General features: G+C 69.8%; 28 protein-coding genes. 7 read left to right on the top strand and 21 right to left on the bottom strand.

Going from position 1 to position 25,773, the window contains the following annotated elements; translation table 11 throughout:
* A partial coding sequence (locus AB4Z01_RS03220) for an ISAs1 family transposase (RefSeq protein ID WP_441690536.1) occupies window positions 1–240 on the top strand: 240 nt, incomplete at its 5' end.
* 55 nt (window positions 241–295) lie between these two features.
* Here the strand turns inward: AB4Z01_RS03220 and paaC are convergent.
* From paaC to AB4Z01_RS03255, 7 genes are all read right to left on the bottom strand, one after another.
* Window positions 296–1,066 carry a 1,2-phenylacetyl-CoA epoxidase subunit PaaC gene (gene paaC / locus AB4Z01_RS03225; protein ID WP_441690538.1) on the bottom strand — a complete coding sequence of 257 codons (771 nt, stop codon included), beginning with the start codon at window positions 1,064–1,066 and terminating at the stop codon, window positions 296–298.
* Complete coding sequence (paaB, locus tag AB4Z01_RS03230) at window positions 1,066–1,353, bottom strand: 1,2-phenylacetyl-CoA epoxidase subunit PaaB (protein ID WP_441690540.1); 288 nt, start codon at window positions 1,351–1,353, stop codon at window positions 1,066–1,068. Before paaB ends, paaC begins: the two co-directional genes overlap by 1 nt.
* 15 nt (window positions 1,354–1,368) lie before the next feature.
* Window positions 1,369–2,343: a 1,2-phenylacetyl-CoA epoxidase subunit PaaA gene (gene paaA, locus AB4Z01_RS03235; RefSeq protein ID WP_441690542.1), complete on the bottom strand. Its 975-nt coding sequence runs from the start codon at window positions 2,341–2,343 to the stop codon at window positions 1,369–1,371.
* A 196-nt stretch (window positions 2,344–2,539) separates the two neighbouring features.
* Entirely contained in the window at window positions 2,540–3,406 is an 867-nt protein-coding gene (gene paaX / locus AB4Z01_RS03240; RefSeq protein WP_441690544.1) for a phenylacetic acid degradation operon negative regulatory protein PaaX, read from the bottom strand.
* Between the two features lie 10 nt (window positions 3,407–3,416).
* Window positions 3,417–3,566, bottom strand: coding sequence for a hypothetical protein (locus tag AB4Z01_RS03245; RefSeq protein WP_441690546.1), 150 nt, complete (start codon window positions 3,564–3,566; stop codon window positions 3,417–3,419).
* Window positions 3,567–3,597: 31 nt separating this feature from the next.
* Window positions 3,598–4,245, bottom strand: coding sequence for a TetR/AcrR family transcriptional regulator (locus tag AB4Z01_RS03250; RefSeq protein ID WP_441690548.1), 648 nt, complete (start codon window positions 4,243–4,245; stop codon window positions 3,598–3,600).
* A gap of 84 nt (window positions 4,246–4,329) precedes the next feature.
* Entirely contained in the window at window positions 4,330–5,316 is a 987-nt protein-coding gene (locus AB4Z01_RS03255) for a GlxA family transcriptional regulator (protein ID WP_441690549.1), read from the bottom strand.
* Between the two features lie 152 nt (window positions 5,317–5,468).
* On the opposite strand from AB4Z01_RS03255, the gene AB4Z01_RS03260 reads away from it, so the two are divergent.
* From AB4Z01_RS03260 to AB4Z01_RS03270, 3 genes are read left to right on the top strand one after another with little or no spacing between them, the layout of a single operon-like run.
* On the top strand, window positions 5,469–6,611 hold the full coding sequence (locus AB4Z01_RS03260) for an aromatic ring-hydroxylating oxygenase subunit alpha (protein WP_441690551.1): 1,143 nt from the start codon (window positions 5,469–5,471) through the stop codon (window positions 6,609–6,611).
* Window positions 6,612–6,617: 6 nt separating this feature from the next.
* Window positions 6,618–8,276, top strand: coding sequence for a choline dehydrogenase (locus tag AB4Z01_RS03265; RefSeq protein WP_441690553.1), 1,659 nt, complete (start codon window positions 6,618–6,620; stop codon window positions 8,274–8,276).
* Window positions 8,277–8,293: 17 nt separating this feature from the next.
* Entirely contained in the window at window positions 8,294–9,031 is a 738-nt protein-coding gene (locus AB4Z01_RS03270) for a class II aldolase/adducin family protein (RefSeq protein WP_441690555.1), read from the top strand.
* A 5-nt stretch (window positions 9,032–9,036) separates the two neighbouring features.
* Here the strand turns inward: AB4Z01_RS03270 and AB4Z01_RS03275 are convergent, their stop codons facing one another.
* The 3 genes from AB4Z01_RS03275 to AB4Z01_RS03285 form a co-directional block, all read right to left on the bottom strand.
* Window positions 9,037–10,029 (bottom strand): YihY/virulence factor BrkB family protein, encoded by a 993-nt coding sequence (locus tag AB4Z01_RS03275; protein ID WP_441690557.1) that lies wholly within the window; start codon window positions 10,027–10,029, stop codon window positions 9,037–9,039.
* Between the two features lie 66 nt (window positions 10,030–10,095).
* Complete coding sequence (locus AB4Z01_RS03280) at window positions 10,096–10,707, bottom strand: LysE family translocator (RefSeq protein WP_441690559.1); 612 nt, start codon at window positions 10,705–10,707, stop codon at window positions 10,096–10,098.
* A gap of 67 nt (window positions 10,708–10,774) precedes the next feature.
* A complete protein-coding gene (locus tag AB4Z01_RS03285; RefSeq protein ID WP_441690561.1) occupies window positions 10,775–11,248 on the bottom strand; it encodes an Lrp/AsnC family transcriptional regulator in 474 nt (157 codons plus the stop codon).
* Between the two features lie 156 nt (window positions 11,249–11,404).
* Here AB4Z01_RS03285 and AB4Z01_RS03290 point away from each other — a divergent pair, with 156 nt between their 5' ends.
* Both AB4Z01_RS03290 and AB4Z01_RS03295 read left to right on the top strand, forming a co-directional pair.
* Entirely contained in the window at window positions 11,405–13,495 is a 2,091-nt protein-coding gene (locus AB4Z01_RS03290; RefSeq protein WP_441690563.1) for a transketolase C-terminal domain-containing protein, read from the top strand.
* A gap of 1 nt (window position 13,496) precedes the next feature.
* Window positions 13,497–14,873, top strand: coding sequence for a dihydrolipoamide acetyltransferase family protein (locus AB4Z01_RS03295; protein WP_441690565.1), 1,377 nt, complete (start codon window positions 13,497–13,499; stop codon window positions 14,871–14,873).
* Here the strand turns inward: AB4Z01_RS03295 and AB4Z01_RS03300 are convergent.
* The 8 genes from AB4Z01_RS03300 to AB4Z01_RS03335 form a co-directional block, all read right to left on the bottom strand.
* A complete protein-coding gene (locus tag AB4Z01_RS03300; protein WP_441690567.1) occupies window positions 14,771–15,895 on the bottom strand; it encodes an S-adenosylmethionine:tRNA ribosyltransferase-isomerase in 1,125 nt (374 codons plus the stop codon). The genes AB4Z01_RS03295 and AB4Z01_RS03300 overlap by 103 nt on opposite strands.
* Window positions 15,892–16,611, bottom strand: coding sequence for an SDR family NAD(P)-dependent oxidoreductase (locus AB4Z01_RS03305; RefSeq protein WP_441690569.1), 720 nt, complete (start codon window positions 16,609–16,611; stop codon window positions 15,892–15,894). Before AB4Z01_RS03305 ends, AB4Z01_RS03300 begins: the two co-directional genes overlap by 4 nt.
* 110 nt (window positions 16,612–16,721) lie before the next feature.
* Window positions 16,722–17,822 (bottom strand): 5-methyltetrahydropteroyltriglutamate--homocysteine S-methyltransferase, encoded by a 1,101-nt coding sequence (locus AB4Z01_RS03310; RefSeq protein WP_441690571.1) that lies wholly within the window; start codon window positions 17,820–17,822, stop codon window positions 16,722–16,724.
* 137 nt (window positions 17,823–17,959) lie between these two features.
* Window positions 17,960–18,688 (bottom strand): ABC transporter ATP-binding protein, encoded by a 729-nt coding sequence (locus AB4Z01_RS03315; RefSeq protein WP_441690572.1) that lies wholly within the window; start codon window positions 18,686–18,688, stop codon window positions 17,960–17,962.
* Entirely contained in the window at window positions 18,681–19,433 is a 753-nt protein-coding gene (locus AB4Z01_RS03320) for an ABC transporter ATP-binding protein (RefSeq protein ID WP_441690573.1), read from the bottom strand. The genes AB4Z01_RS03315 and AB4Z01_RS03320 overlap by 8 nt, the downstream gene beginning before the upstream one ends.
* Complete coding sequence (locus AB4Z01_RS03325; protein WP_441690575.1) at window positions 19,430–20,422, bottom strand: branched-chain amino acid ABC transporter permease; 993 nt, start codon at window positions 20,420–20,422, stop codon at window positions 19,430–19,432. The genes AB4Z01_RS03320 and AB4Z01_RS03325 overlap by 4 nt, the downstream gene beginning before the upstream one ends.
* Window positions 20,419–21,279 carry a branched-chain amino acid ABC transporter permease gene (locus tag AB4Z01_RS03330; protein WP_441690576.1) on the bottom strand — a complete coding sequence of 287 codons (861 nt, stop codon included), beginning with the start codon at window positions 21,277–21,279 and terminating at the stop codon, window positions 20,419–20,421. The genes AB4Z01_RS03325 and AB4Z01_RS03330 overlap by 4 nt, the downstream gene beginning before the upstream one ends.
* A gap of 7 nt (window positions 21,280–21,286) precedes the next feature.
* Window positions 21,287–22,456 (bottom strand): ABC transporter substrate-binding protein, encoded by a 1,170-nt coding sequence (locus AB4Z01_RS03335; protein ID WP_441690577.1) that lies wholly within the window; start codon window positions 22,454–22,456, stop codon window positions 21,287–21,289.
* A 135-nt stretch (window positions 22,457–22,591) separates the two neighbouring features.
* Between AB4Z01_RS03335 and AB4Z01_RS03340 the strand changes: the two genes are divergently transcribed.
* Entirely contained in the window at window positions 22,592–23,386 is a 795-nt protein-coding gene (locus AB4Z01_RS03340; protein ID WP_441690579.1) for an IclR family transcriptional regulator domain-containing protein, read from the top strand.
* 251 nt (window positions 23,387–23,637) lie between these two features.
* Here the strand turns inward: AB4Z01_RS03340 and AB4Z01_RS03345 are convergent, their stop codons facing one another.
* The 3 genes from AB4Z01_RS03345 to hppD are packed head-to-tail and all read right to left on the bottom strand — an operon-like array spanning window position 23,638 to window position 25,770.
* The gene (locus AB4Z01_RS03345; RefSeq protein ID WP_441690581.1) at window positions 23,638–24,219 is read right to left on the bottom strand and encodes a histidine phosphatase family protein; all 582 of its coding nucleotides are present in this window, start codon (window positions 24,217–24,219) and stop codon (window positions 23,638–23,640) included.
* A gap of 37 nt (window positions 24,220–24,256) precedes the next feature.
* On the bottom strand, window positions 24,257–24,652 hold the full coding sequence (locus tag AB4Z01_RS03350) for a Rieske (2Fe-2S) protein (protein WP_441690582.1): 396 nt from the start codon (window positions 24,650–24,652) through the stop codon (window positions 24,257–24,259).
* On the bottom strand, window positions 24,649–25,770 hold the full coding sequence (gene hppD, locus AB4Z01_RS03355) for a 4-hydroxyphenylpyruvate dioxygenase (protein WP_441690583.1): 1,122 nt from the start codon (window positions 25,768–25,770) through the stop codon (window positions 24,649–24,651). The genes AB4Z01_RS03350 and hppD overlap by 4 nt, the downstream gene beginning before the upstream one ends.
* Window positions 25,771–25,773: the final 3 nt, after the last annotated feature.

Genomic DNA, 25,773 nt, shown 5'->3' on the forward strand with positions numbered 1-25,773 from the left:
CAAGTCGTGCGCACCCACTGGACCATCGAGAACCAGCTCCATTGGACCCTCGACGTCGTCTTCGACGAGGACGATGCCCGCACCCGCAAGAACAACGGCCCGGAGAACCTGGCCATCATCCGCCGGCTCGCCCACAACATCTTGCGGGCCCATCCCCTCGACAAACCCCTCGCCAGCAAAATGCGCCGCGCAAAATGGAGCAAAGAATTCTTCTTCGAACTCTTTACATACATGCGATAGCCCTGCCGCAAGGGGAGGGGGGACTCAGAAGGAAGGGGAGAGGCTGGTGATCGCGTCACCATTTCGCCCCCGGATAGGTGCGCTGCAGGATCTGCAGCTCGCTCAGCAGATGGCCGAGATGCTCGCTGTGCCGGCCGTCGCGGCCGCCGCGCTGGGACCAGCCGGCGGTCGGCGTGGTCAGCGTCGCCTCGGCCAGCACCGCGGCCACGGTCTTGGACCAGGTCTCGCGCAGGCTCTCGGGATCGACCGCGACGCCCTGTCGGATCAGTTCGGTTTCGCCCTCGTCGGGCACGAATGCCTCGCCGGTGTAGGGCCACAGCTCCTCCGCCGCCGCCTGAGCCCGGGCGTGGCTCTCGTCGGTGCCGTCGCCGAGGCGGATCACCCATTCCGCGCAGTGGCGCAGATGATAGGCGCTCTCCTTCTCCGACTTCGCGGCGATCGCCGCCAGCGTCGGGTCGGCCGAGCCCATCATCGCCCGCCAATAGGGATCGGCGAAGGCGGAGTAAAGGAACTGGCGCAGGATGGTGCGGGCGAAGTCGCCATTCGGCTGCTCGACCAGCAGCAGGTTGCGGTACTGCCGCACGTCGCGCAGATAGGCGTAGCGGTCCTCGTCGTTGCCCGCGGCCTCGACCTCGGCGGCGTAGCCGTACAGGGTGCGGGCCTGGCCGATCAGGTCGAGCCCGATATTGGCCAGGGCCATGTCCTCTTCCATCATCGGCGCATGGCCGCACCATTCCGACAGGCGGTGGCCCAGGATCAGGGCGTCGTCGGCCCGCGCCAGGGCGTAGCGGACCAGCGGCGTCTCGGTGACGGTGATCGTGGCCATCACATATGCCCGATCTCGTCGGGCACGTCGTAGAAGGTCGGGTGGCGGTAGATCTTGCTGGCCGCCGGCTCGAACATCATGCCCTTGTCGGCGGGGTCGGAAGCGGTGATGGCGTTGGACGGCACCACCCAGATCGACAGCCCTTCGCCGCGGCGGGTGTAGAGGTCGCGCGCCGCCTGCAGCGCCATGGTGGTGTCGGCCGCGTGCAGCGACCCGACATGCTTGTGCGCCAGCCCGTTGCGGCTGCGGATGAAGACTTCCCAGAGGGGGAAGGTCTGCGTGGTCATGGCGTCTTCTCCCGGTCAGGCGGCGGCGCGGGTACGGCGCTTCTCGGCATAAGCCAGCGCGGCCTCGCGCACCCAGGCGCCGTCGTCATGGGCCTTGTGGCGCGCGGCCATCCGGTCGCGGTTGCACGGGCCGTTGCCGGCCAGAACCTGCTTGAACTCGTCCCAGTCGATGGCGCCGTAGTCCCAATGCCCGGTCTCGGCGTTCAGCCTGAGGTCAGGGTCGGGCATGGTCAGGCCGATGAACCGGGCCTGCGGCACGGTGGCGTCGACGAATTTCTGGCGCAGCTCGTCATTGGAGAAGCGCTTGATCTTCCATCGGGTCGAGGTGTCGCTGTGCTGGCTGGCCGAATCCGGCGGCCCGAACATCATCAGGCAGGGCCACCACCAGCGGTCCAGCGCGTCCTGCGCCATCGCCTTCTGCTCCGGCGTGCCGCGGGCCAGGGTGACCATGATCTCGTAGCCCTGGCGCTGGTGGAAGCTCTCCTCCTTGCACACCCGGATCATGGCGCGGGCGTAAGGCCCGTAGGAGCAGCGGCACAGCGGGATCTGGTTCATGATCGCGGCGCCGTCCACCAACCAGCCGATGGCGCCGATATCGGCCCAGCTCAGGGTCGGGTAGTTGAAGATCGAGGAGTATTTCGCGCGGCCGGACAGCAGCTGGTCCACCAACTCCTCGCGCGCCGTGCCCAGCGTCTCGGCCGCGGCGTAGAGGTAGAGGCCGTGGCCGCATTCGTCCTGCACCTTGGCCAAGAGGGCGGCCTTGCGCCGCAGGGTGGGCGCCCGGGTGATCCAGTTGCCCTCCGGCAGCATGCCGACGATCTCGGAATGGGCGTGCTGGGAGATCTGGCGCGTCAGCGTCTTGCGATAGGCCTCCGGCATCCAGTCATTCGGCTCGATCCGGTCATCGGCGTCGATCCGCTCCTGGAAGCGGGCGGCATCTTCGACGGGACGGGCGGCTTGATCGGTGGCGTTGAGGGCCTGCGTGTACATGGCGTCCGGCATCCTCCCTGATCTTGATCGGAGTATATGTCACAGAAAAATATGTCGTCAATATTTTCGGTAACATATTGAGGCATGGGGACCCCTTCCCGTCATCGCGAGGAGCGAAACGACGTGGCGATCCGGGCCGCTCCGGCTGCCCTGGATCGCTTCGCCTTCGGCTCGCGATGACGAATGGGGGCGGCTACTACCGGAATCGGGCCTGCAGCTCCGGGCCGGGCGGGGGAAGGGGGCCAAATTCAGCCTGGCCATTGGCATCGAGCCAGCGCTCCGAGGCCGGCAGCAGGCGGTGGTAGAGATCGGCGCAAAGGGCGCGGGCGGCGGTGCCGGGCCAGTCCGGCGGCAGCAGGTCGGCGGGCAGCACCGGGTCGCGCAGCACGATGCGGCGCCAGGCGTGGATCAGCAGGATACGGGCGATGAAGCTGTCCTGGTCGGACAGCGTGCCTCCTGCCGCCAGTGCTTCCCGCAGTGGCTCGAAGGCCTCGAGGAAGTGGCGATAGGCGGCGGCCGTCTGGTCCAGCGGCCAGCTCATTGCCGCCAGCCGGCCCCGCGTCTCGGCATCGGCCGAGGCGTCGAGGCGCAGCGCCTCCGCCGCTTCCGGCGGGACCGCCGTGCCGGCCGGCGCCACCCAGACGCCCGGCGCGGCGGTGCCGAAGCCGGCGTCCTGCAGGGCACTTCGTGCGGCCTCCCTGTCGCCGCCATTGCCGGGCAGCACCAGCACGAAGCCGCTGCCGGGCGGCGGCGGATGGGCGTTGTAGATGTGCTCGGTCGCGGTTCGGAACGTCTCCCGTCCGCGCTCGGCTAGGCAATAGAAGCTGTTGCGGCCGACCCGGCTGCGCTGCAGCCAGCCATCGGCGGCCAGGCGGGACATCGCCGTCCGCACCACACCGTCGCCGATATCGAGCGCGTGCAGGACCGCGGACAGGGTGCCGAGCCACAGCGACCCGCCGCGCGGCACGATCGCGTCACCATAGATGGTGATGATGATCGACCAGGTGCGCGACGGCTCGGCCTTCAGGCTATCCAGAATCCGCCGCAGGGCGGTGCGGGGCATGACGGGCCGATCAGGGGGCAAGGTGAGCCGCCAGCCAGAACGACATCTGCCCCGAAGGCAGGACATAGCCGCCGAAGCCGTAAAGGAAGCCGATCGGCTCGGCGACGATCAGGTCCCAGAGGGCCAGAGGCGTCGTGAGTTGCGCGAGGGCGAGCACCATCTCCGGTCACAATCTCCGTCGAAGAGCGCGCTCAGGCGGTTTCCATCCGGCGGCGAGCCTTGCCGCCGGGCGGCTGCACCGCGGCCACCGCATTCGCGGCGCCGGACAGCACCAGCTCGGTCGCCAGTCGGGCGTAATCGGCGCGGCTCAGCCCCTTGCCCTCGCGGAACCAGAGATAGTGCCAGTTCAGCATGCCGAACAGCGACATGGTCAGCGGCATCAGCAGGCTGCGGTCGGCGGCCGCCTGCGGCACCGCTGCGGCCAGCGCCTCGGCGAAGATCCGCACCAGCGTCCGCTCCATCTCCTTCAACTGCTCCTGCTGCTCCGGCGGCAGCAGCTTCAGGCTGGTGATCTGCACCTGGTGCTCGGCATCGGCGTCGCGATAGGCATCGAGCAGCGCGGCGGCGATCGCATGCAGCCGCTCCCGCGCGCCGGCCGGGGCGGCCGCGGCCTCCTCCACCGCCGCGACCAGCGTCGACAGGTGGTCGGCCAGGATGTCGAACAGGACCGCGTCCTTGTCGCGGTAGTAGTGGTACAGCAGCGCCTTCGAGATGCCGCAGGCCTCGGCGATCATGGTGATCGAAGCGCCGGTGAAGCCGTGCCGGGCGAACAGCTCCGCCGTCCGATGCAGGATCGCCTGCCGCTTCTCGTCATAGTCAGGGGCACGGGTACGGGCCATGGCCTCCGGTCCGTTCAGGGAATGCCAGTTGCCGCCAGACTCGGCGCGTCACGGCCGCAGATCAAGAATTCTCTGAGCGCTCGTTCAATGAATGGCGCCTGACGGCTTCTGCCGCAGCACCGGGGCGGTGGTCGATTGCCGCCGGTCGGTGCTGGGCCGGCAGCCGAACTGGGCGCGGTAGCGGCGCGAGAAGTATTCGAGCGAGGGGAAGCCGCAGGAAAAGGCGACCTCGGTGACGCTCAGTCCGGTCTGCTGCAGCAACTGGTGCGCCTTGGCCATGCGCAGCAGCAGGTACTGGCCCTGGACCGAACGGCCGAGCGCCCGCTTGAAGCGGCGCTCGAGCTGGCGCAGCGACAGGCCGACCCGGTCGGCGATCACGGCGCAGGGCAGGGGCTCGTCGATGGTGTCGCGCATGATCTCCAGCGCCCGCGCCACCACAGGGTCGACGGCCGGCTGCACGTCGCCGTCGGCCTCGCGCTGCCCGGTCTCCGGCGGCCGCACCCGGCCGAGCAGCAGGTGCTCGGCGACCTCGCCGGCCAGGCCGGGATCGGCGTGGCGCCCGATCCAGCCGGCCATCATGTCGAGGATGGCGGAGGCGCCGGCGCAGGTGATCCGGCCGCCCGAGACGGCGTAGAGCTGCGGCACCGCGCGCACCGCCGGATAGCGCTCCTGGAACCCGGTCAGGTTGTCCCAATGGACCGCGGCGGTGTGGCCGTCCAGCAGGCCGGCCTCGGCCAGGGCCAGGCTGCCGGTCTCGATGCCGCCGAGCTCGACGCCGAAGCGGGCCAGCCGCCGCAGCCAGGGCAGCACCGGCCGCTGCCCGGCGACCGCGGCGGAGTCGAAGCTGGCCAGGACGAAGACGGTGCCGCTTCCCTCCGCCGCCGCCAGGCCGCCATCGACCGGCGTGACGGTGCCGTTGCTGGCCCGGACCGCGGCCCCGTCGGCGGAGACCACGGTCCAGGCGAACAGCCGCTGCTGCGCCAGCCAGTTGGCGACGAACAGCGGCTCGATCGCCGCGGCAAGGCCCAGCGCCGAGAATTCGGGCAGCACCAGGAAGGCCAGCTTGCGCATGCGGGTCCCATGGTCGAACCGCCCCAGCATGCCATCGCCATTATGCGCGGCCTGCGAGAAATCGACATCGCTATGACGAGTAGAGACAGGTTGGAGCCTGGTCCCTCTCTCATTCTTCCGGCAACGCCAGCCAGAGACGGGGGAGACAAGAAATGACCATCGCGGTTCCGGCCTGGACCAAAGCCGACCAGGAGGCGGGCTACTCCCTCCCGGCCCCGTTCTTCTACGACCCGGCGGTGTACGAGGCGGAGCGGGAGGGGATCTTCCTCAAATCCTGGCACCTGGTCGGCCATCTCAACGACTTCCGCGAGACCGGCGACATCGTCATGGAGACGCTGCTCGACCAGAGCGTCCTGGTGATGAGGGGTTCGGACGGGCAGATCCGCGCCTTCCACAATGTCTGCCAGCATCGCGGCAACCGCCTGGTCGAGACCCGGCGCAGCAAGGCCCGGGCGATCACCTGCGGCTATCACGCCTGGACCTACGGCCTGGACGGCAGCCTGCGCGGGGCGCCGCGCACCGAATGCCTGACCCATTTCGACAAGGCCGAGCACGGGCTGAAGCCGGTGCGGGCCGAGGTCTTCGGGTCCTTCGTCTTCGTCAATCTCGACCCCGCGGCACGGCCGATCGCCGACATGGCGCCGGGCGCCGAGGCCGAGATGCGGCGCTTCCTGCCCGATCTCGACCGGCTGGTGCTGGTCGAGGAGGTCGACGTGCCGGTCGCCGCCAACTGGAAGGTGATCCAGGAGAACTCGATCGAGGGCTACCATTTCAGCTTTTCCGGCCCGGTGCACCGCGAGCTGACGCAGCTGATCGACTTCGACGGCTACGCCCTGACGCCGCGCGGCGACTGGTGGACTTATATCGGCCCGCCGAAGCCGGGCACGACACAGGCGTACGGCGTGCCGCTGGAGGGCGCGACCTGGCAGACCGACTGGTTCTTCAACCTCGGCCTGTTCCCGAACGCGACCATCTACGCCTTCCCCTATTCCGACGTGGTCGGCACCTTCATCATGATTCCGACCGGGCCGGAGACCTCGGTGCTGCGCTTCGGCTATTACGGGCCGGAGGGGCGGCCGGTGCCGGAGGTGACCCGCGCCTGCATCCGCTGGATGAACGAGGATCTGGGGCCGGAGGACATCCAGCTCAACATCTCGAACCAGAAGGGGCTGCGGTCGATGGGCTTCACCCGCGGCCGCTACCTGATCGGCGAGACGCCGGACAACCGCAGCGAGCATCTGGTCCGGCACTTCCACCAGCTGTGCCACCGGGCGATCCGCCCCGAAGCGGCCTGAGCGGCGATGCCCGATCATCGCACCGACTACGTCATCGTCGGCGCCGGCTCCGCCGGCTGCGTGCTGGCGGCGCGGCTGACGGAGGACCCGGCGGTTCAGGTGCTGCTGCTGGAGGCCGGGCCGGCGGATCGCAGCTGGCAGATCCACATGCCGGCGGCGGTCGGGCGGCTGCTGTCCTCCGACCGGTTCAACTGGGCCTATGTGTCCGAGCCGGAGCCCCATCTCGACGGCCGCCGCCTGTCGCATCCGCGCGGCCGGGTGCTGGGCGGGTCGTCCTCGATCAACGGCATGGTCTATATCCGTGGCCATGCCCGCGACTACGACGCTTGGGCCCAGGCCGGGCTGCCGGGGTGGAGCTACGCCGACGTGCTGCCCTATTTCAAGCGGGCGGAGCGGCACAGCCTGGGTGGCGACTCGTATCACGGGAGCAACGGGCCGCTGGCGGTGTTCGCGCCGGACCTGGCGGCGACGCCCTTGGCCGATGCCTTCATCCGGGCGGGGCAGGAGGCGGGGTACGGCCTGACGGCGGATGTGAACGGGGCGCGGCAGGAGGGCTTCGGCCGGATCGACCGCACCACCGGCGGGGGGCGGCGCTGGAGCACGGCGCGCGCCTATCTGCGGCCGGCGCTGGGCCGCCCGAACCTGACTGTGCTGACCGGCGCGCTGGTCCGCCGCATCATGCTCGAGCGCGGCCGCGCGGTTGGCGTCGAATTCGCCCGACGCGGTCGGATGGAGACCGCGCGGGCCGGGGCGGAGGTGATCCTGTCGGGCGGGGCGATCAACTCGCCGCACGTGCTGCAACTCTCCGGCATCGGTCCGGCCGACGAGCTGGCGGCGCTGGGCATTAGGCCGCTGGTTGACCTGCCCGGCGTGGGCGCCAACCTGAACGACCATCCGGACATCGTCATCCAGCATCGCTGCCGCACGCCGGCGTCGCTGTACGGGGTCAATCGCGGGCTGCGCAAGCTGGCCACCGGGCTGCGCTGGTTCGCCGGCAAGACCGGCCCGGCCGCGTCCAACCATTTCGAGGCCGGCGGCTTCATCCGCAGCCGGCCGGGCATCGAGCATCCCGACCTGCAGCTGACCTTCATGCCGATCGCGATCAAGCCCGGCACGGTCGAGGATGTCGGCGGCCATTCCTTCCAGGTGCATATCGACCTGATGCGGCCGCGCAGCCTGGGCCATGTCAGGCTGCGCTCCGCCGACCCGGCCGAGCCGCCGGCGATCCGCTTCAACTACCTGGCGGACCCGCAGGACCGCATCGACCTGCGCGAATCGGTGCGGCTGACCCGCGAGATCCTGGCCCAGCCGGCGCTGGCCGCCTATCGCGGCGACGAGATCTATCCCGGGCCCGAGGTGCGCAGCGACGACGAGATCGACGCCTATCTGCGCCAGGGCATCGAGACCTGCTACCACCCGGTCGGCACCTGCCGGATGGGGCAGGGCGCCACGGCTGTGGTGGACGGCGAATGCCGCGTCCATGGCGTCGGGGGGTTGCGGGTGGTCGACGCCTCGGTGATGCCGGCGATCGTCAGCGGCAACACCAACGCCCCGACCATCATGATCGCCGAGAAGGCGAGCGACCTGATCCGCGGCCGGCGCGCGCCGCCGCGCGAGGACCATCCGGTCTGGATTCATCCCCGGTGGGAAACCGCCCAGCGCTGAGCAGGAAAGAACCGGCCATGACCGCATCTCTCAACGACCACCGCTCGGCGCGCATCGACTTGGCCGCAGCGTTCCGCTGGTTCGCGCGGCTCGACATGCATGAGTCGGTCGCCAACCACATGAGCGTGGCGGTGGATGGATCGCGCTTCCTGATCAACCCGTGCCGACTGCACTTCTCGCGCGTCACCGCGAGCAGCCTGCTGCTGTTCGACGCGCATGACCCGACCACGCTGGACCGGCCCGACGCGCCGGATCCGACCGCCTGGTACCTGCACGCCCGGCTGCATGCGGCGCTGCCGCAGGCCCGCTGCGTCATGCATCTGCACTCGAAATACGCCACCGCCCTGGCCTGCCTGGCGGACAGCACCATGCCGCCGATCGACATGAACACCGCCCGCTTCTTCGGCCGGGTGGCGATCGATGACGGCTTCGCCGGGATGGCGCTGTCGGACGAGGAGGGCGACCGCCAGGCGGCGCTGATGACGGAAGGGAAGACCGTGCTGCTGATGGCCAATCACGGTGTGCTGGTGATCGGCCCGACCGTGGCCGACGCCTTTGATGAGCTGTACTATTTCGAGCGCGCGGCCGAGACGCTGCTGACCTGCTATGCCGCCGGTCGGCCGCTGCGGGTGATGCCGGACGAGGTCGCGCGGCTGACCGAGCGGCAATGGCGCGGCTATGGCCGCTTCGCCGCCGATCACCTGGACAACGTCAAGGCGATCCTCGACGCCGAGGAGTCGGGCTACCGCGACTGACCCAGTTATTCCTTCGAGGAGCCGCTACGCCAGGGCGTCGTCTTTCCCAGCGTGTCGGCCATCTTCGCGCCGCGCTGCCCCATCGGCTTGTCACCGTCGACGGTGCTGTCGCGGGCGGTCTGGTGCTCCGTCTCGGCATTCAGCTCCGCGCCGATCAGGAATACGACGGTCGACAGCCAGATCCAGGTCAGGAAGCCGACCACCGCCCCGAGCGAGCCATAGGTCGCGTCATAGTTGCCGAAGCGGGCGACGTACCAGGAGAACAGCATCGACCCGCCCATCCAGACCAGGGCCGCCAGCGCGCTGCCCCAGCTGATCCACTGCCAGCGCGCCTCCCGACGGCTCGGGCCGAAGCGGTATAGCAGCGACAGGCCGGCCACCGTCAGCACCAGCAGCGCCGGCCAGCGCAGCAGCCAGACCAGCGTGCCGGTGGCGGATCCGAGGCCGACGAAGCTGAGCACCACCGGCACGACGACGACGCCGACGAGAGCCAAGACGACGAAGATGATGGCGAGCGCGGTGAACAGCAGCGAGACGGCGTTCAGCCGGAAGAAGCCGCGCTTCTCGGTCTCGTCATAGACGACGTTCAGCGCATCGAACATCGCCTTCATCCCGGCATTCGCGCTCCACAGCGAGATGGCCAGGCTGGCGAAGAAGGCGATGCCGAGCGCTCGTGGGGGCTGGCTGGCGAGGCGATGCAGCTGGCCGCCGATCACCTCCATCCCGCCGCTCGGCAGGATGAAGGCGAGGTCGGTGACGTTCTGCTCGACCGTGGCGGGATCGGCCACGAACCCGTACAGCGACACGATCACGCCGATCGCGGGAAACAGGGCCAGCAGGGCGAAGTAGGCGACCCCGGCGGAAAGGGCGAAGACCCGGTCGTCATCGATCTCCGCCCAGACCCGCCACAGGATGTCCAGCCAGCCGCGCCGCGGGATCTCGCCCGGAGACCGTGCGTCGCGGCCGCGCCCGTCTTCCGTCGACAGCGACGTTGCCATCGCGCTCCCCACCGATACCGGACCTCTCAGGTCGAACGGCGGGGAGAGCGGGGGCGTTCCGCGGGATCAGCGCTCGGCCAGGGCCAGCTTGGCGCCGAGGGCGACGAAGGCGGCGGCGAAGCTGCGGCGCATCCAGGTCATCACCCGCGGGCGGGAGATCACATGGTCGCGCATCGCGGCGGCGAACAGGCCGTAGACGGCGAAGACCGCGAAGGTCATCAGCATGAACACGCCGCTCAGCTCCAGCATCCGGGCCAGCGGCTGGGCCTCGCCGGCGCTGACGAACTGCGGCAGGAAGGCGACGAAGAAGATCGACAGCTTCGGGTTCAGGATGTTGATCAGAATCGCGGTCACCGTGACCTGCAGCGCCGACCGGCCGCCGACCTGCTTCTCCACCTTCAGCGCGCCGTGCTCGCGCAACGTGTTGAAGGCCATCCACAGCAGATAGGCGACGCCGAGATATTTGAAGATCTCGAAGGCCAGGGCGCTGGCGTGCAGCAGTGCCGCCAGCCCCAGGATCGCCGCGGCCATGTGCGGCACGATGCCGAGGGTGCAGCCGAAGGCCGCGACCACGCTGGCGCGCGACCCGCGGGTCAGCCCGGCGGCGATGGTGTAGAGCGCGCCGGTGCCGGGCGAGGCGACGATGATGAACGAGGTGATCAGGAACTCGATGCTCACGGCCGCGATCCTCCCCAAGGCTACGGCCGCCACGATGCCCTGGTGAGGCTTGGCCGGCAAGGGCGACCTACACCGGGATCGCCACGCTGTTCTTGATCTCGCGCAGGGCGAAGTTCGAGCTGATGTGCTGCACCGCCGGGCTGGTGAACATCACCTCCTTCAGGAACTTCTCGTAGTCCAGCGGGCTGCGGGTGACGATCCGCAGGATGTAGTCGGCCGAGCCGGTCATCGAATAGAACTCCAGCACCTCCGGCCGCTCGGCGATCTTGCGCTCGAACGCCTCGATCTGCTCTCCGTCATGCTTGGCCAGGGTGACATGGGCGAAGGCGGTCTCGCCATAGCCCAGCCGGGCCGGGTCGACCCGGGCGACGTAGTCCTTGATCACGCCGCGCTCCTCCAGCGCCTTCAGCCGCCGCCAGGTCGGCGAGGTCGACAGGCCGACCGCATCGGCCAGCTCCTGCACGCTCTGCCGGGCGTTGCGCTGCAGAGCCGCCAGGATGGCGCGCTCGAACCGATCCAGCTCCTCGGCATCCGCAGGCATGAAACCTCCTCGATCCCACTGATCCGGGCAAATCATACCTCACATCGGCGAGATCTGCACCGACATCGGCAAAACTTTTCCCCGAATCCGTCGCATCCTTTTCCTGGAGATGCGCTCTGCGCGTCGGTCGGAATGCCCAGCAGTAAGGACGACCCGGTGACCGCTCTCGCCTTCCAGCAGCCCCGCCTCTTGGCGAATGCGCCCGCCCCCGGTTTCGACTGGCGTCGCGTCGCCCATCTGCTGCACCTCTCCCGCGCGTTGGACGCGCTGGAGGAGACGGTGCTGGCGCCGCAGAAGAAGGTGCTCTACCAGTTTTCCGCCCGCGGCCACGACCTGGCGCAGATCCTGCTGGGCACGCGGCTGGACGACCCGCGCGACGCGGTCTGCGGCTATTACCGCTCCCGCCCGATCCTGCTGACCCTCGGCGTCGACCTGGTCGACGCGCTCGGGTCGTCAATGGCGCGGGACGGGGGATATTCCGCCGGCCGCGACATCGGCGTGGTGTTCAACTTCCCGAACCCGTCCGGCCCCTCGGCGCTGCCGATGTGCGGCGGCGTCGGCACCCAGTACACCCCGGCCGCCGGCTGGGCCCAGGCGATCGAATACGGCCGCACCGTGCTGCACGACCCAGCCTGTGACCGGGCCATCGCCGTCGTCCTCGGCGGCGACGCCTCGGTCGCCACCAACGGCTTCTGGTCGGCGCTGACCATCACCACCACCCAGCGCCTGCCGGTGCTGTTCCTGATCGAGGACAATGGCTACGGCATCTCGGTGCCGTCGCGGTTCCAGACCCCGGGCGGCGACATCGCCGCCAACCTCGCCAGCTTCCGCGGCCTGCACATCCTGGCAGGCGACGGCACCGACCCGGCCGAGACAGCGCGGCTGGCCGACGCCGCCGTCGCCCATGTCCGCGACCGCAAGGGCCCGTGCCTGCTGCGGCTCAGCGTGCCGCGGCTGGAGGGCCACAGCTTCCAGGACACCCAGGCCTATAAGCCGGCCGAGACCGTGGCAGCGGAATGGGCCCGCGACCCGCTGCCCAAGCTCAAGCAGTTCCTGGTCCCCGCGGTGATGGAGGCGGCGGCGTGGGACACGCTCGCCGCCGAGGCCGGGGCGCAGGTCGAGGCGGCGCGGGCCCGGGCCGAGGCACGGCCCGCCCCGGACGCCGCCACGGTGACGCGCCATGTCTTCTTCGAGGGCGAGGCGCCGGCGATGGGGGGCTTGCGCGGCGAGGGCATTATCCAACCCGCGGGCGACGAGTCACCGCAGCCGGAGGGGCCGCGGATCAACATGGTCACCGCCATCCGCCGCACCCTGGACCACGAGATGTCGGTCAATTCGCGCATGGTGATGCTGGGCGAGGATATCGGGCCGAAGGGCGGCGTCCATGCCGTGACGTTGGGGCTGCAGGAGAAGTTCGGCGCCGACCGGGTGATGGACACCAGCCTGTCGGAGGAGGGCATCGTCGGCCGCGCCGTCGGCATGGCGCTGGCCGGCCTCCTGCCGGTGCCGGAGATCCAGTTCCGCAAATACGCCGACCCGGCGGCGGAGCAGATCAACGATTGCGGCACGATGCGCTGGCGCACCAACAACCGCTTCGCCGCGCCGATGGTGCTGCGCATGCCGGTCGGGTTCCTCAAATGCGGCGACCCCTGGCACAGCCAGACCAACGAGGTGCAGTTCGTGCACGCGCCGGGCTGGAAGGTGGCGGTGCCGTCCAATGCCGAGGATGCGGTCGGGCTGCTGCGGGCGGCGCTGCGGGGCGACGACCCGGTGATGTTCCTGGAGCACCGCGCCATGCTCGACGCGGCCTGGGCCCGCCGGTCCTATCCGGGCGACGGCTACGTCCTGCCCTTCGGCCGGGCCCGGACCACGATGACGGGCACCGACCTGACCATCGTCACCTGGGGCGCCATGGTCGAGCGGGCGGAGGCGGCGGCGCGGGTCAGCGGCCGGTCGGTCGAAGTGATCGACCTGCGCACGCTGATGCCGTGGGACAGCGCGGCGGTGCTGGCCTCGGTGGCGCGCACCCGGCGCTGCCTGATCGTGCATGAGGATCTGCGCACCGGCGGCTTCGGGGCCGAGATCGCGGCGGTGGTGGCGGACGAGGCGTTCATGGATCTCGACGCCCCGGTGGCGCGGCTGACCATGCCGGACATCCCCAGCCCGCACAATCCGGTGCTGCTGGACGCCGCGGTGCCGTCGGTGGACCGCATCCGCGACAAGATCCTCGCCCTGACCGGGTTCTGACATGGCCGACATCATCGAGGCGGCGGCGGTCGAGGTGCTAGCGCCGGTCCAGCAGGAGGGCACCAAGGCGGCGGTGCGCGGCTGGCTCGCGGCCGTAGGCGACACGGTGCGCGAGGGTGATCCGCTAGTCGAGCTGGAGACCGACAAGGTCACGGTCGAGGTCCCGGCCCCGGCTTCCGGAACGCTGGTCGAGATCCTGGTCGCGACCGACCAGGACGCCGCGCCGGGCGCGGTGCTGGGGCGGATCGAGACGAATGCTGCCGACGCCCAGTCTTTCTTAGTCCCCCCTCCCCCTGCGGGAGGGGGGCAGGGGGAGGGGGCTGCGCGCGTCCGCGCGCGGATAGCCGAGGACCTCGACGCGTCACATCAATCCGGCCTCGGCTCCAGTGGCGACAACCCCCTCCCCCTAACCCCCTCCCGCGAGGGGAGGGGGGACTCGGATGGAGCGAGCGGAAGCGCGGAGGCGTCCCCTGCTACAAGGTCCATTGCCGAGTTCGACCCAGCCCTCCGCCTGTCGCCGTCAGTGCGCAAGCTGCTGGTCGAGACCGGGCTCKACCCCGCCGGGTTGAGCGGCAGCGGCAAGGACGGGCGGCTGACGCGCCAGGATGTCGAGGAGGAGGTCGCGCGCCGGCAGGACCGACCGGCTGCTCCAGCCGAGGTGAAGCCGGTCCCCGGCCTCCGCTCCCACCGCATCCCGCACGATTCCCTGCGCCGGCGCATCGCCGAGCACATGGCGCATTCCGTCGCCACGGCGCCGCATGTCACCGCGGTGTTCGAGGCCGATTTCGGCGCGGTGCTGGCGCATCGCCAAGCGCACAAGGCGGCGTTCGAGCGCCAGGGCGTGGCCCTGACCGTCACCGCCTATCTGGTCCAGGCCTGCGTCGCCGCGATGAAGGCGGTGCCCGCGGTCAACAGCCGCTGGCATGACGATTCGCTGGAGGTGTTCGACGATATCGGCATCGGCATCGGCACCGCGCTCGGGGACAAAGGCCTGGTAGTGCCGGTGGTGCACCGGGCGCAGTCGCTGTCGCTGCTCGGCATCGCCGCGCGGCTGCAGGAGGCGACGGCCCTGGCCCGCGCCGGCAGGCTGGCGCCGGCCGATGTCCAGGGCGGCACCTTCACCATCTCGAACCACGGCGTCTCGGGCTCGCTCCTGGCGGCGCCGATCATCATCAACCAGCCGCAGGTCGCGATCCTCGGCGTCGGCAAGGTCGAGAAGCGGGTGGTGGTGCGCGATGCCGGCGGCGCCGACGCGATGGTGATCCGGCCGATGGCTTATGTCTCGCTGACCATCGACCACCGCGCTTTGGACGGCGCCCAGACCAACGCCTGGCTGGCCCGCTTCGTCGAGACGATCGAGACCTGGCCGGCGGAGTAGGCCGACCGCTCGATCAGCATCACGTCGCCGAATTCGTGGCCGCGATAGCCCTCGGCGGTGAGGGCGGCCGGCAGACCGTCCAGCACCCCGTCCGGGGCGAAGGCGCGCAGCAGTTCGAAATGGCTCTCGCCCGGCTGGTGCATCCCGGTGAGCAAGGCATCGATGACGCACAGGCTTGTCCCCGGCCCGATGCGGTTGGTGGCGACGCCGTCGCCGGCGCGGACCGTGCCGTCGGCCGCCGCCGCGGCTTCCAGGGCGCGGACCACGGTGGTGCCGATGACGACGACGCGCCGGCCTGACGCCTTCGCCCGGGCGATCGCCGCAGCGGTCCGCTCGGGGATCCGGTAGGGCTCGTCGAAGGGCAGGCGCCGGTCCAGTGCCGGGTCGCCGGTCGAGGAGATGCCGGCGGCATGGGTCAGCGTGGCGAAGCCGACACCTTGCTTCCGCCAGGCGGCGAGCAGCGCCCAATCGAGCGCGAAGCCGGCCGAGGGCGGCTCGAACGCCACCGGGTCGGCGGCGATACGGGTCCAGACATCCCACAGCGCCAGCGGCTGCGGCACATGGGCGTACTGTATCGGCTTTCCGTGCCGCGCCAGCCCGGCCAAGACGTCGTTGCGGGGACCCAGGAGGTGCAGCTGGATCAGCCGCGGATGGTCCAGCATGCGCTCGACCACAGCCGCCAGCGGCCCGAGAGCCAGGGGATCGCCGGCTGACAGTGGTGGCGGCGCCGGCCGGTCCTCGGTGCGGATGCGGTGGTCGCCGGCACCGAAGGCCACGGCCACGAAGCACGTCGGGTCGCCCGGCGTCACCCAACCGGCCAGCCGCAACTCGACCGGGCTCTCGCTGTCGTGATGCCAGCCGTGCAGGCTCGCCGGCAGGGTCGCGGCGTCATTGGCGACGACCAGGTCGCCAGGGGCCAGCAGCGTCGCCAGGGCCGCACGGTGCAGATGCCGGGTCCGGCCTTCGGCATCGACGGCGCAGAGCCGGGCGGCGGGCCGGTCGGGCCGGTCGGCGGCGATCATGCGTCCACCCGCTGCTCGGCGGCGCGGCCCGGCAGCGCGGCCAGCACCGCCTGCACGATCTCCGAGGCGGAGAGTTCGGGCATCTTCAGGGTCGAGGGATCGGCGTCGGGCACCGCCAAAGCGTGCAGCTTCGTGTCCATGTCGCCGGGGTCGATCGACAGGAAGCGCACGCCGTCGTCCCGGGCCTCCTCGGCCCAGATCGCCGTCAGGTGGCGCAGCCCGGCCTTGCTGGCGCCGTAGGCGCCCCAGCCGGCATAGGCGCTCACGGCCGCGTCGCTGGAGATGTTGATCACAACCGCGCCGCGGCCCTGGCGGGCGGAGGCGGCGAGGGCGCCGAACAGCGTCTTGGTCAGCCGGAGCGGCCCGACCAGGTTGACCGCCAGCGCCTGCTCCAGGTCTTCGCATTCGGTGTCGGCCAGCAGGGCGAGCGGGACCGGGCCGAGGCTCGAGGCATTGTTGATCAGCACGTCGAGCCCGCCCAGCCCGGCGGTGATCTGCAGCGCGATCGGGTGGATGTCCTCTTTTCGGCCGACATCGCCGACGATGCCCTGGGCGCCGGTCTCGCGCGCGGTGCGGGCCACGGCTTCGGCGCCGCGGGCGACGAAGGCGACCCGCGCGCCCATCGCGGTCAGCAGCCGCACCAGCGCCAGCCCCAGGCCGGAGGTGCCGCCGGTGACCGCCACGCGCAGCCGCCGCAGATCGGTGTCGAGTGCCATGATGGATGCTCCTGTCGTCGGGAGCTTCCATCGGTACAAGTTCAAGCGGGCTTTAGGTCAAGAGGATATTGCAAGGAACGGCTTGTTAATTTAACTGCCTTCCGGCGCCCTTACCCCCAAACCTCCTTTGCGATCTCCACGATCATCGCCAGCTTGGCCCATTGCTCGTCCTCGGCCAGGACGTTGCCCTCCTCGGTGCTGGCGAAGCCGCATTGCGGGCTGAGGCACAGCTGGTCAAGGTCGACGAATCTCGCCGCTTCGTCGATCCGGCGCTTGATGTCGTCCTTCTGCTCCAGCGTGCCGGACTTGGAGGTCACCAGGCCCAGCACCACGGTCTTGCCCTTGGGCAGGAAGCGCAGCGGCTCGAACCCGCCGGCGCGCTCGGTGTCCCATTCCATGAAATAGCCGTCGGCGGCGATCTCGTTGAACAGCCGCTCCGCCACCGGCTCGTAGCCGCCCGAGGCGATGAAGGTGGAGCGGAAATTGCCGCGGCAGAGATGCATGGTGATGGTCATGTCCTTCGGCCGGCCGGCGATGGCGGCGTTCAGCATGGCGGCATAGATCCCCGGCTGCTTCACCGGGTCGTCGCCGCGCTCGGCCAGCATCCGGCGCTGATCCGGGTCGCAGAGATAGGCGAAGCTGACATCGTCCAGCTGCAGGTAGCGGCAGCCCTCGGCGGCGAAGGCGGCGACCGCGCCGGCATAGGCCCGGCCGAGATCGGCGTAGAACGCCTCCATCTCGGGATAGACCGCGGCATCGATCACCTGCCGTCCGCCGCGATAATGCAGCATGCTGGGCGACGGGATCGTCATCTTCGGCACCCGGGCGGTGTTCGCCTTCAGGAAGCGGAAATGCTCCAGCATCGGATGGCCGGAGAAGCCGAGCTTGCCGGTCACGCGGATGCCCTTCGGCTTCAACTGGGTGCCCTGGAACTGCACGCCATGATCGGCCCAGTAGCCCTCAACGCCGTCGAGATGCTCGAGGAAGTCGAAATGCCAGAAGGCGCGGCGGAACTCGCCGTCGGTGACGGCATCGAGGCCGATCTCCTCCTGCCGGCGGATGATCTTGCGGATCTCCTGGTCCTCAACCGCGTGCAATTCACCGTCGGTAATCGCGCCCCGCTCGTGCTGGGCGCGGGCGGCCTTCAGGGGGGCGGTGCGCAACAGGCTGCCGACCATGTCGGCGCGGAAGGGCGGGGTCTGGCGCGGCATGAGATGGTCCTCCTCAGATGACACTTTATTGAACTGTCATCCTCGGGCTTGACCCGAGGATCCAGGGGCGGCCAGAGCGGCTCTCCGTGGCCCCTGGATTGCCGGGTCAAGCCCGGCAATGACAAGGAAGAGAGATCCTACGGTGCAGCATGGATCGGCCCCTTTCGGGTCACGCCGAGATGGCGGGTCAGCGCGGCCTCGTCGGCCTTCAGCGTGGCGCTGGGGGCGGCATGGACGATGGCGCCGCGCTCCAGGATCACCGCGTGGTCGGTGACCGACAGGATCTTCCGGGCATGCTGCTCGACCACGACAGCCGCGACGCCCTCGTCGCGCAGGATGCGCTTCAGCGCCGCCAGCAGCTCCTCGACGATGATCGGCGCCAGACCCTCGGTCGGCTCGTCCAGCAGCAGCAGCTTCGGGTTCAGCATCAGGGCGCGGGCGATGGCCAGCATCTGCTGCTCGCCGCCCGACAGCTGGCTGCCCAGGTTGCCGCGCCGCTCCTTCAGCCGCGGGAACAGGGCGTAGGCGCGCTCCGGCGTCCACGGGCCGGGGCGGGCCACTGCGGTCATGTTCTCCTCGACTGTCAGCGACTTGAAGATGTTGCGCTCCTGCGGCACCCAGCCGATCCCGGCCAGCGCCCGGTCCTCCGGCCGCGCCCGGGTCAGGTCGCGGCCGGAAAGGGTGACGGTGCCGCCGAAGCGCCGGGTGACGCCGATGATGCTGTTCAAGAGCGTGGTCTTGCCGGTGCCGTTGCGGCCCAGCAGCGCCAATGCCTCGCCCTCGGCCAGGGTCAGCGACACGCCGGAGATGACGACGGCCTCGCCATAGCCGGCGACGAGGTCCTTCAGGGCCAGCAGCTCAGCCATCCACCGCCTCCCCGAGATAGACGGCGCGGACCCGGCCATCGGCGGCGATGGCGTCGGGCGGGCCCTCCGTCAGAAGCGTGCCGTCGACCAGCACCGAGATCCGGTCGGCGAAGCTGAACACCAGGTCCATGTCGTGCTCGATCAGCAGCACCGAGACGTCCGGCGGCAGTTCGGCGATGGTGGCCAGCAGCTCGTGCCGCTCCGCCTCCGGCACGCCGGCCGCCGGCTCGTCCAGCAGCAGCACGCGCGGCCGGCAGGCGAAGGCGGTGGCGATCTCCAGCAGGCGCTGCTTGCCATAGGCCAGGGTGGCGGTGCGCTCCTGCAGCACATCGGTCAGGCGGAAGCGCTCGGCGATGGCCAGGATCTCATCCAGCACCTCGGCCTTGCCGCCGGCCACCCGCCACCAGTCGCCGCCGCGGCCCAGGCGCTCGGCCACGGCGAGCCCGATGGTGTCGAGCGGCGTGAGCTCCGGGAACAGCTGGTTGATCTGGAAGGTGCGGGCCAGGCCGCGGCGGACCCGCAGATGCGGCTTCAGCCCGGTGATGTCCTCGCCGCCCAGCAGCACCCGGCCGCCGCTCGGGGCCAGCACGCCGGTCAGCAGGTTGACGAAGGTGGTCTTGCCGGCGCCGTTCGGGCCGATCAGCGCATGCCGCGCCCCGACCGCGATCTTCAGCGACACGTCGTTGGTGGCCACGAGTCCGCCGAAGCGCTTCTGCAGGCCGATGGTCTCGAGCGCGACCGTCATCGCCCCCCTCCGAGGCGGGAAAGGAAGGCGGCGATCGGCCGGCGCACGCCCTGCACCAGCCGGTCGCGGCCGACCAGCACCAGCAGCACCAGGAAGGCGCCCAGCCAGAATGACCAGTATTGCGGGGTGATGCCGGAAATCCAGTCCTGCAGGAAGCGGAACAGCACGGCGCCGATCGGCCCGCCATAGAGATAGCCGGCGCCGCCGATCACCAGCACCAGCAGCACGTCGGCCGAGCGATGGAAGTCGAACACGTCGAGCGAGACGAACTGGGTGGTCTGGGCCAGGAGGGCTCCGGCGACCGCGGCATAGGCGGCCGACAGCGTGTAGACTCCGATCAGCCGCCGCGCCACCGGCACGCCGACCGCGGCGGCGCGCAGCCGGTTGTCGCGGATCGCCTTCAGCGACAGGCCGAAGGGCGAATGCACCACCCGCCGGGCGAACAGGAACAGCACGAACAGCACGGCCAGGCTGTAGGCATAGGCGGCGGTGCCGTAGAGATCGAACTCGAACCAGCCCAGGATCGGCCCGACCGCCATGCCGTTCAGCCCGTCCGCGCCCCCTGTCAGCCCGGCCGCCTGGTTGGCGATCTCGAACAACAGCAGCGAGACGCCGAGCGTGACCATCAGCCGGGTGAGGTCGCTGCCGCGCAGCACCAGGAAGCCGGTGGCGAAGCCCAGCACGGCCCCGGCCGCCGCGGCGACGACGAGGCCCAGCAGCGGCTCGCCGGCGACATGGATGGTCAGGAGTCCGGCGACATAGGCGCCGAGGCCGAAGAAGGCGGCATGGCCGAGCGAGACGATGCCGGCATAGCCGAGGATGAGGTCGAGCGAGAGCGCGAACAGCGCCAGGATCGCGATCTCGTTCAGGATCAGGTGCTGGTCCGGCAGCAGGACCAGCGCGGCCAGGGCGGCCAGCCAGAACAGCGCCTCCGGCCACCGCCAGCGGGCGCGCGCCGCAGCCGGGGAGGAGAGCAGGGCGGCCGTCATCGGCTGCCTCCGCGGGCGAACAGCCCCTGCGGCCGCAGCAGCAGCACCACGATCATCACCGTGTAGATGACGAAGGATCCGAAAGCGGGGACATAGTACTTGCCGGCGACATCGGCGATGCCGAGCAGCAGCGCCGCCAGAAACGGCCCGGTCAGGCTGGAGGTGCCGCCGACCGTCACCACGATCAGGAAATAGATCATGTACTTCAAGGGGAAGGTCGGGTCGACGCCCAGGATCTCGGCTCCCAGCGCGCCGCCGAGTCCGGCGAGGCCGCTGCCGACGGCGAAGGTGGCGGCGAACACGGTATCGACCCGGATGCCCATGCCCCTGGCCGCGCGTGGATCGTCGACCGCGGCGCGCAGCCGGCTGCCGAAGCGGGTGTAGGCCAGCACCCCCTGCAGCGCCAGCACCAGCACGCCGCAGATGACGATGATCAGGGCGCGGTAGATGCCGATGCCGACGCCCATCACCTCGACCCGGCCGCGCAGATAGTCGGGCAGCTGGATGATCTGCTGCTCCGACCCCATCAGGTAGTCGGCGGCCGCCATCGACATGAACACGATCCCGATCGAGAACAGCACCTGGTCGAGGTGGCTGCGGCGGTACAGCTGCCGGTACAGCGTCCGCTCCAGCACCAGCCCGACCGCGGCCGCGGCCAGGAAGGCCGCCGGCAGGCACAGGAAGAACGGCACCTGCCAGCGGCTCATCAGGATCGCGGTGACATAGCCGCCGAGCATGGCGAAGGCGCCATGCGCCAGGTTGATGAAGTTCATCAGCCCCAGCGTCACCGACAGGCCGCAGGCCAGCACGAACAGCAGCATGCCGTAGGCGATGCCGTCGAACAGGATCGTCGCCATGGCGGGCTTACTTCGCGGCCTTGACCGGGTCCTTCACCGCCTCGATGGTCGCGAACTCGACATTGTACAGCGCGCCGTCGCGCTTCTCGACTTTGCGGACGTAGATGTTCTGGATGATGTCGCGGGTCTCCGGGTCGATCGAGACCGGGCCGCGCACGCTGGTCCAGCTCATGCCCTTCATGGCGTCGATCAGGCCCTGGCCGTCGGTGGCGCCGCCGGTCTTCTTCAGCGCCTCGAAGATCAGGTGCATGCCGTCATAGCCGCCGACCGCCATGAAGTTCGGCCGCAGCCCGGGATTGGCCGCCTGGAAGGCCTGGACGAAGGTCTTGTTCTCAGGGCTGTCATGGGCAGCGGAATAATGGTGGGTGGTGATCGTGCCCAGCGCCACGTCGCCGATCTTGTCCAGCAGCTCGTCATCGGTGACGTCGCCGGTCGCGATCAGCCGGATGCCGGACTTGTCGAGGCCGCGCTCGACGAACTGCTTCATGAACACGGCGCCGAAGCCCGACGGCACGAAGACGAACACCGCATCCGGCTTGGCGTCGGCCACGCGCTGCAGGAAGGGCGCGAAATCCGGATTCTTCAGCGGCACCTGCAATTGCTCGACCACCTGTCCGCCGGCCTTGCCGAAGCGCTCGGCGAAGGCCTTCTGCGCATCCAGGCCGGGGGCGTAGTCGCTGACCAGCGTGACCACGGTCTTGATGCCGTTCTGGGCGGCCCAGTCGGCCAGCGGCACGGTCACCTGGGGCAGGGTGAAGCTGGTGCGGACGATGAAGGGCGAGGCCTCGGTGATCACCGCGGTAGCGGCCGCCATCACCACCTGCGGCACCTTGGCCTGGGTCGCGATCGGCGCCGACGCCAGGGCCAGCGGGGTCAGGCCGAAGCCGGCCAGCACCGCCACCTTGTCCTTCACCACCAGCTCCTGCGCCAGGCGCTTGGTGACGTCGGCGGTGCCGGTGTCGTCCCGGACGATCAGCTCGATCGTCTTGCCGGCGACGGTGGTGCCGTTCTGCTGCAGATACAGCTTCGCCGCGGCCTCGATCTCCCGTCCGGTGGAGGCGGAGGGGCCGGTCATCGGCAGGATCAGACCGATCTTGACCGTGTCCTGCGCCGCGACGGGGCAGGCCGCCAGCAGGGCGGCGGCCAGGGCCGCTGCGGTGAGGTGGCGTCGGTGCATCTTGGTTCCTCCCCTTTGCCGGTCGACAGACTCTAGCGCCGGTGGATCGATCATCGCCGATCCCCGATCTTCTTCCTCTGATCTCTTGTGCCGGGGCCCCTGTGCGGTCAAGAATCCGTGCGCATAGCGGCATTCTTGTTCGCAGTACGAACAAAAGGGGAGGAGGTTCTGCGCGACGAGCAGGTCGTCTCGTTCCGCAAGGGGCTGGACATCATCCGCAGCTTCGGCGCGRGGCACCGGCGGCAGACCATCACCGAGGCGGCGTCGCGCACCGGCATGACACGGGCGGCGGCGCGGCGCTTCCTGCTGACCCTGTGCGATGCCGGCTATGCCCGCAGCGACGGCAAGCATTTCGAGCTGACGCCGGCGATCCTGTCGCTCGGCCACAGCTTCCTGTCCGGGATGGGCGAGATCGAGCGCGTGCGCGACGCGCTGCTGGGGCTGACGCGGGCCTTGGGCGAATCCGCCTCCGCCGCGATGCTGGACGGCACCATGATCGCCTATGTCGCCCGGTCGCCGGCGGCGCACCGGATCATGACGGTCGGCCTCGGCGTCGGCACCCGTCTGCCGGCGCATGCCACCTCGATGGGCCAGGCGCTGCTGGCGGTGCTGCATCCGCGCGAGCTAGAGCGCTATTTCGAAGCCGCGGTGCTGGAGCGGTTCACCGGGCACACGCTGACCACCCGCGGGGCCCTGATCGCTCGGCTCGCCGAGGTCCGCGGCCGCGGCTATGCGCAGGTGTCGGAGGAGTTGGAGACCGGGCTGAACTCGATCGCGGTCGCTGTGCCGGGCGGCATCTCCGCCGGCAACCTGGCGATCAATCTGAGCGCCCCGGCTGGGCGGGTCGGGGCGGAGGAGATGCGCGACCGCTTTCTGCCGGCGCTGCAGGAAGCGGCGCGGGCCGTGGCCCTGGTGGTGCAGCGCGGGTGATGTCGGTCAAGCTTCCTTGAGGCCGGTTGTAAGCCCGGTGCGATCGCTTGGCCTGTCCGCCTGGCGAGGCCTCTTCAGAATCCCCAACCCGTCATCCCCGCGAAAGCGGGGATCTCGTCACGCTTGAACCGGAAAGAGATTCCCGCTTTCGCGGGAATGACGACAAAGGGATGGATTGCTGTTCTGAAGAAGTCTCTTCATGCGGGAGAGCCGGACGCCAGTCCGAACCGATCATGGGCAGGATTGGCCGGCTAGCTCTGGTTCCAGCGCCGGATCACCGGCTCGGTGAGGTCATGCTCGTAACCCAGGACGCTGAGGCTGGCGGTGTCCAGCACGAAGCGCGACCCGTCCTGCGGCGGCAGGCCGAGCCAGCGCGCCGCGAGGACCCGGAGGAAATGGGAGCTCGAGAACACCAGGACCGTGCCGGCCGCCTGCCGGAACTGGCCGATCACGGCATCCGCCCGGGCGCCGACCTGCGCCGCATCCTCGCCCTGCGGGCAGCCGTCCCGGAACAGCTGCCAGCCCGGGCGCTCGGCCAGGATCTGCTTGGTGGTGATGCCCTCATAGGCGCCGTAATCCCACTCCGCCAGATCGTCCTTGATCACGGCGCCGGTCCCGAAGCCGGCCAGCGCGCAGGTGGTCCGGGCCCGCAGGGACGGGCTCGACCACACCGCCGCGAAGGACAGGCCCTGCAGCCGGCCGGCGACCCCGCGCGCGGCGGCCTCGCCCGCTTCGGTCAACGGGATGTCGGTGCGGCCGGTGTGCTTGCCGGACCGGCTCCACTCGGTCTCGCCATGCCGGACGAGATACAGTTCGGGAAACGGGCTGCTCATCGATGGCCTCTCGGTCGCGCGGATTCAGGAGGCGATCCTAACCCATGACGATCGTGCCGTCGGCCTCCACCCGCACCGGGATCGGGTCGAGCCCGCAATCGGCCGGGCCGGAGACCGGGCTGCCGTCCCCGGCGTCGAACTCAGCGAAGTGGTTGGAGCAGACCAGGCGCTGCCCGTCGGCGCTCAGCACGCTGCCGCCGCGCCAGGTCAGCGGCAGGAAGGCGTGCGGGCAGGCGTCGAGGAACGCCCGCACCGTGTCGCCGCGGCGGACCAGCAGCATCGAGAAGACGCGGCGGCCGGCGCCGAAGGCGAGGGCGCGGACGCCCGGATCCTCGATCTCGTCGACGCGGCCCAGCACCGTCGCCGGCGCCGGGGCGTGCGGATGCCGGCGCCAGGCCGGCCCGTCCTCCGGCGCGAACGGATTGCCGGTCACGCCGCGTCGCTGTCGGCCGACAGCACGCCGCGCCGGATCTGGTCCTCCTCGATGCTTTCGAACAGGGCGCGGAAATTGCCCTCGCCGAAGCCGTCATCGCCCTTGCGCTGGATGAACTCGAAGAAGATCGGGCCGATCACGGTCTGCGAGAAGATCTGCAGCAGCACCTTGGTGTGGGCGCCTTCGACCACGCCCTCGCCGTCGATCAGCAAGCCGAGCTCGCGCAGCCTCTCGACCGGCTCGCCATGCTTCGGCAGGCGGCCGTCGATCTTCTCGTAATAGGTGTCGGGCGGGGCCGGCATGAAGGCCAGGCCGTTCCTGTCCAGCTGCGTGACCGAGGCGTAGATGTCGCGGCTGCCCAGCGCCACATGCTGGATGCCCTCGCCCTTGTATTCGCGCAGATACTCCTCGATCTGGCTCTTCTCGTCGGCGCTCTCGTTGATCGGGATGCGGATCTTGCCGTCCGGGCTGGTCAGGGCGCGGGAGAAGAGGCCGGTCAGCTTGCCGCTGATGTCGAAATAGCGGATCTGCCGGAAGTTGAAGAGCCGGCTGTAGAAACCGACCCAGGCATCCATCTGGCCGCGATGCACGTTGTGGGTCAGGTGGTCGACATAGTAGAGGCCGGCGCTCTCGGCATGCGGCTCGGCCGCGCCGATCCAGTCGAAATCGACCTCGTAGATCGAGCCCTTGGCGCCGTAGCGGTCGACGAGATACAGCAGCGACCCGCCGATGCCCTCGATCGCCGGAATCCGCATCTCGCCGGCATTGACCCGGGTCTCGACCGGCTTGGCGCCCAGCGACACGGCACGCTTGAAGGCGTGATCGGCATCGGCGACGCGGAAGGCCATGGCGCAGGCGCAAGGGCCGTGCTTGCGGGCGAAGTCGCTGGCGAAGCTGTCCGGCTCGGCATTGACGACGAAGTTGATGTCGCCCTGGCGGTACAGCGTCACCCGCTTCGACTTGTGCCGCGCCACCGGCACGAAGCCCATGGTCTCGAACAGCGCGCCCAGCTTCTCCGGCTCGGACGAGGCGTATTCGACGAACTCGAACCCGTCCGTGCCCATCGGGTTGGCCTCGGTGATCTCGGCCGGCGGGGCGTCGTGCGGATAGGGGCCCATGCT

The sequence above is a fragment of the Inquilinus sp. YAF38 genome (assembly GCF_052113205.1).
Taxonomy (GTDB): domain Bacteria; phylum Pseudomonadota; class Alphaproteobacteria; order DSM-16000; family Inquilinaceae; genus Inquilinus.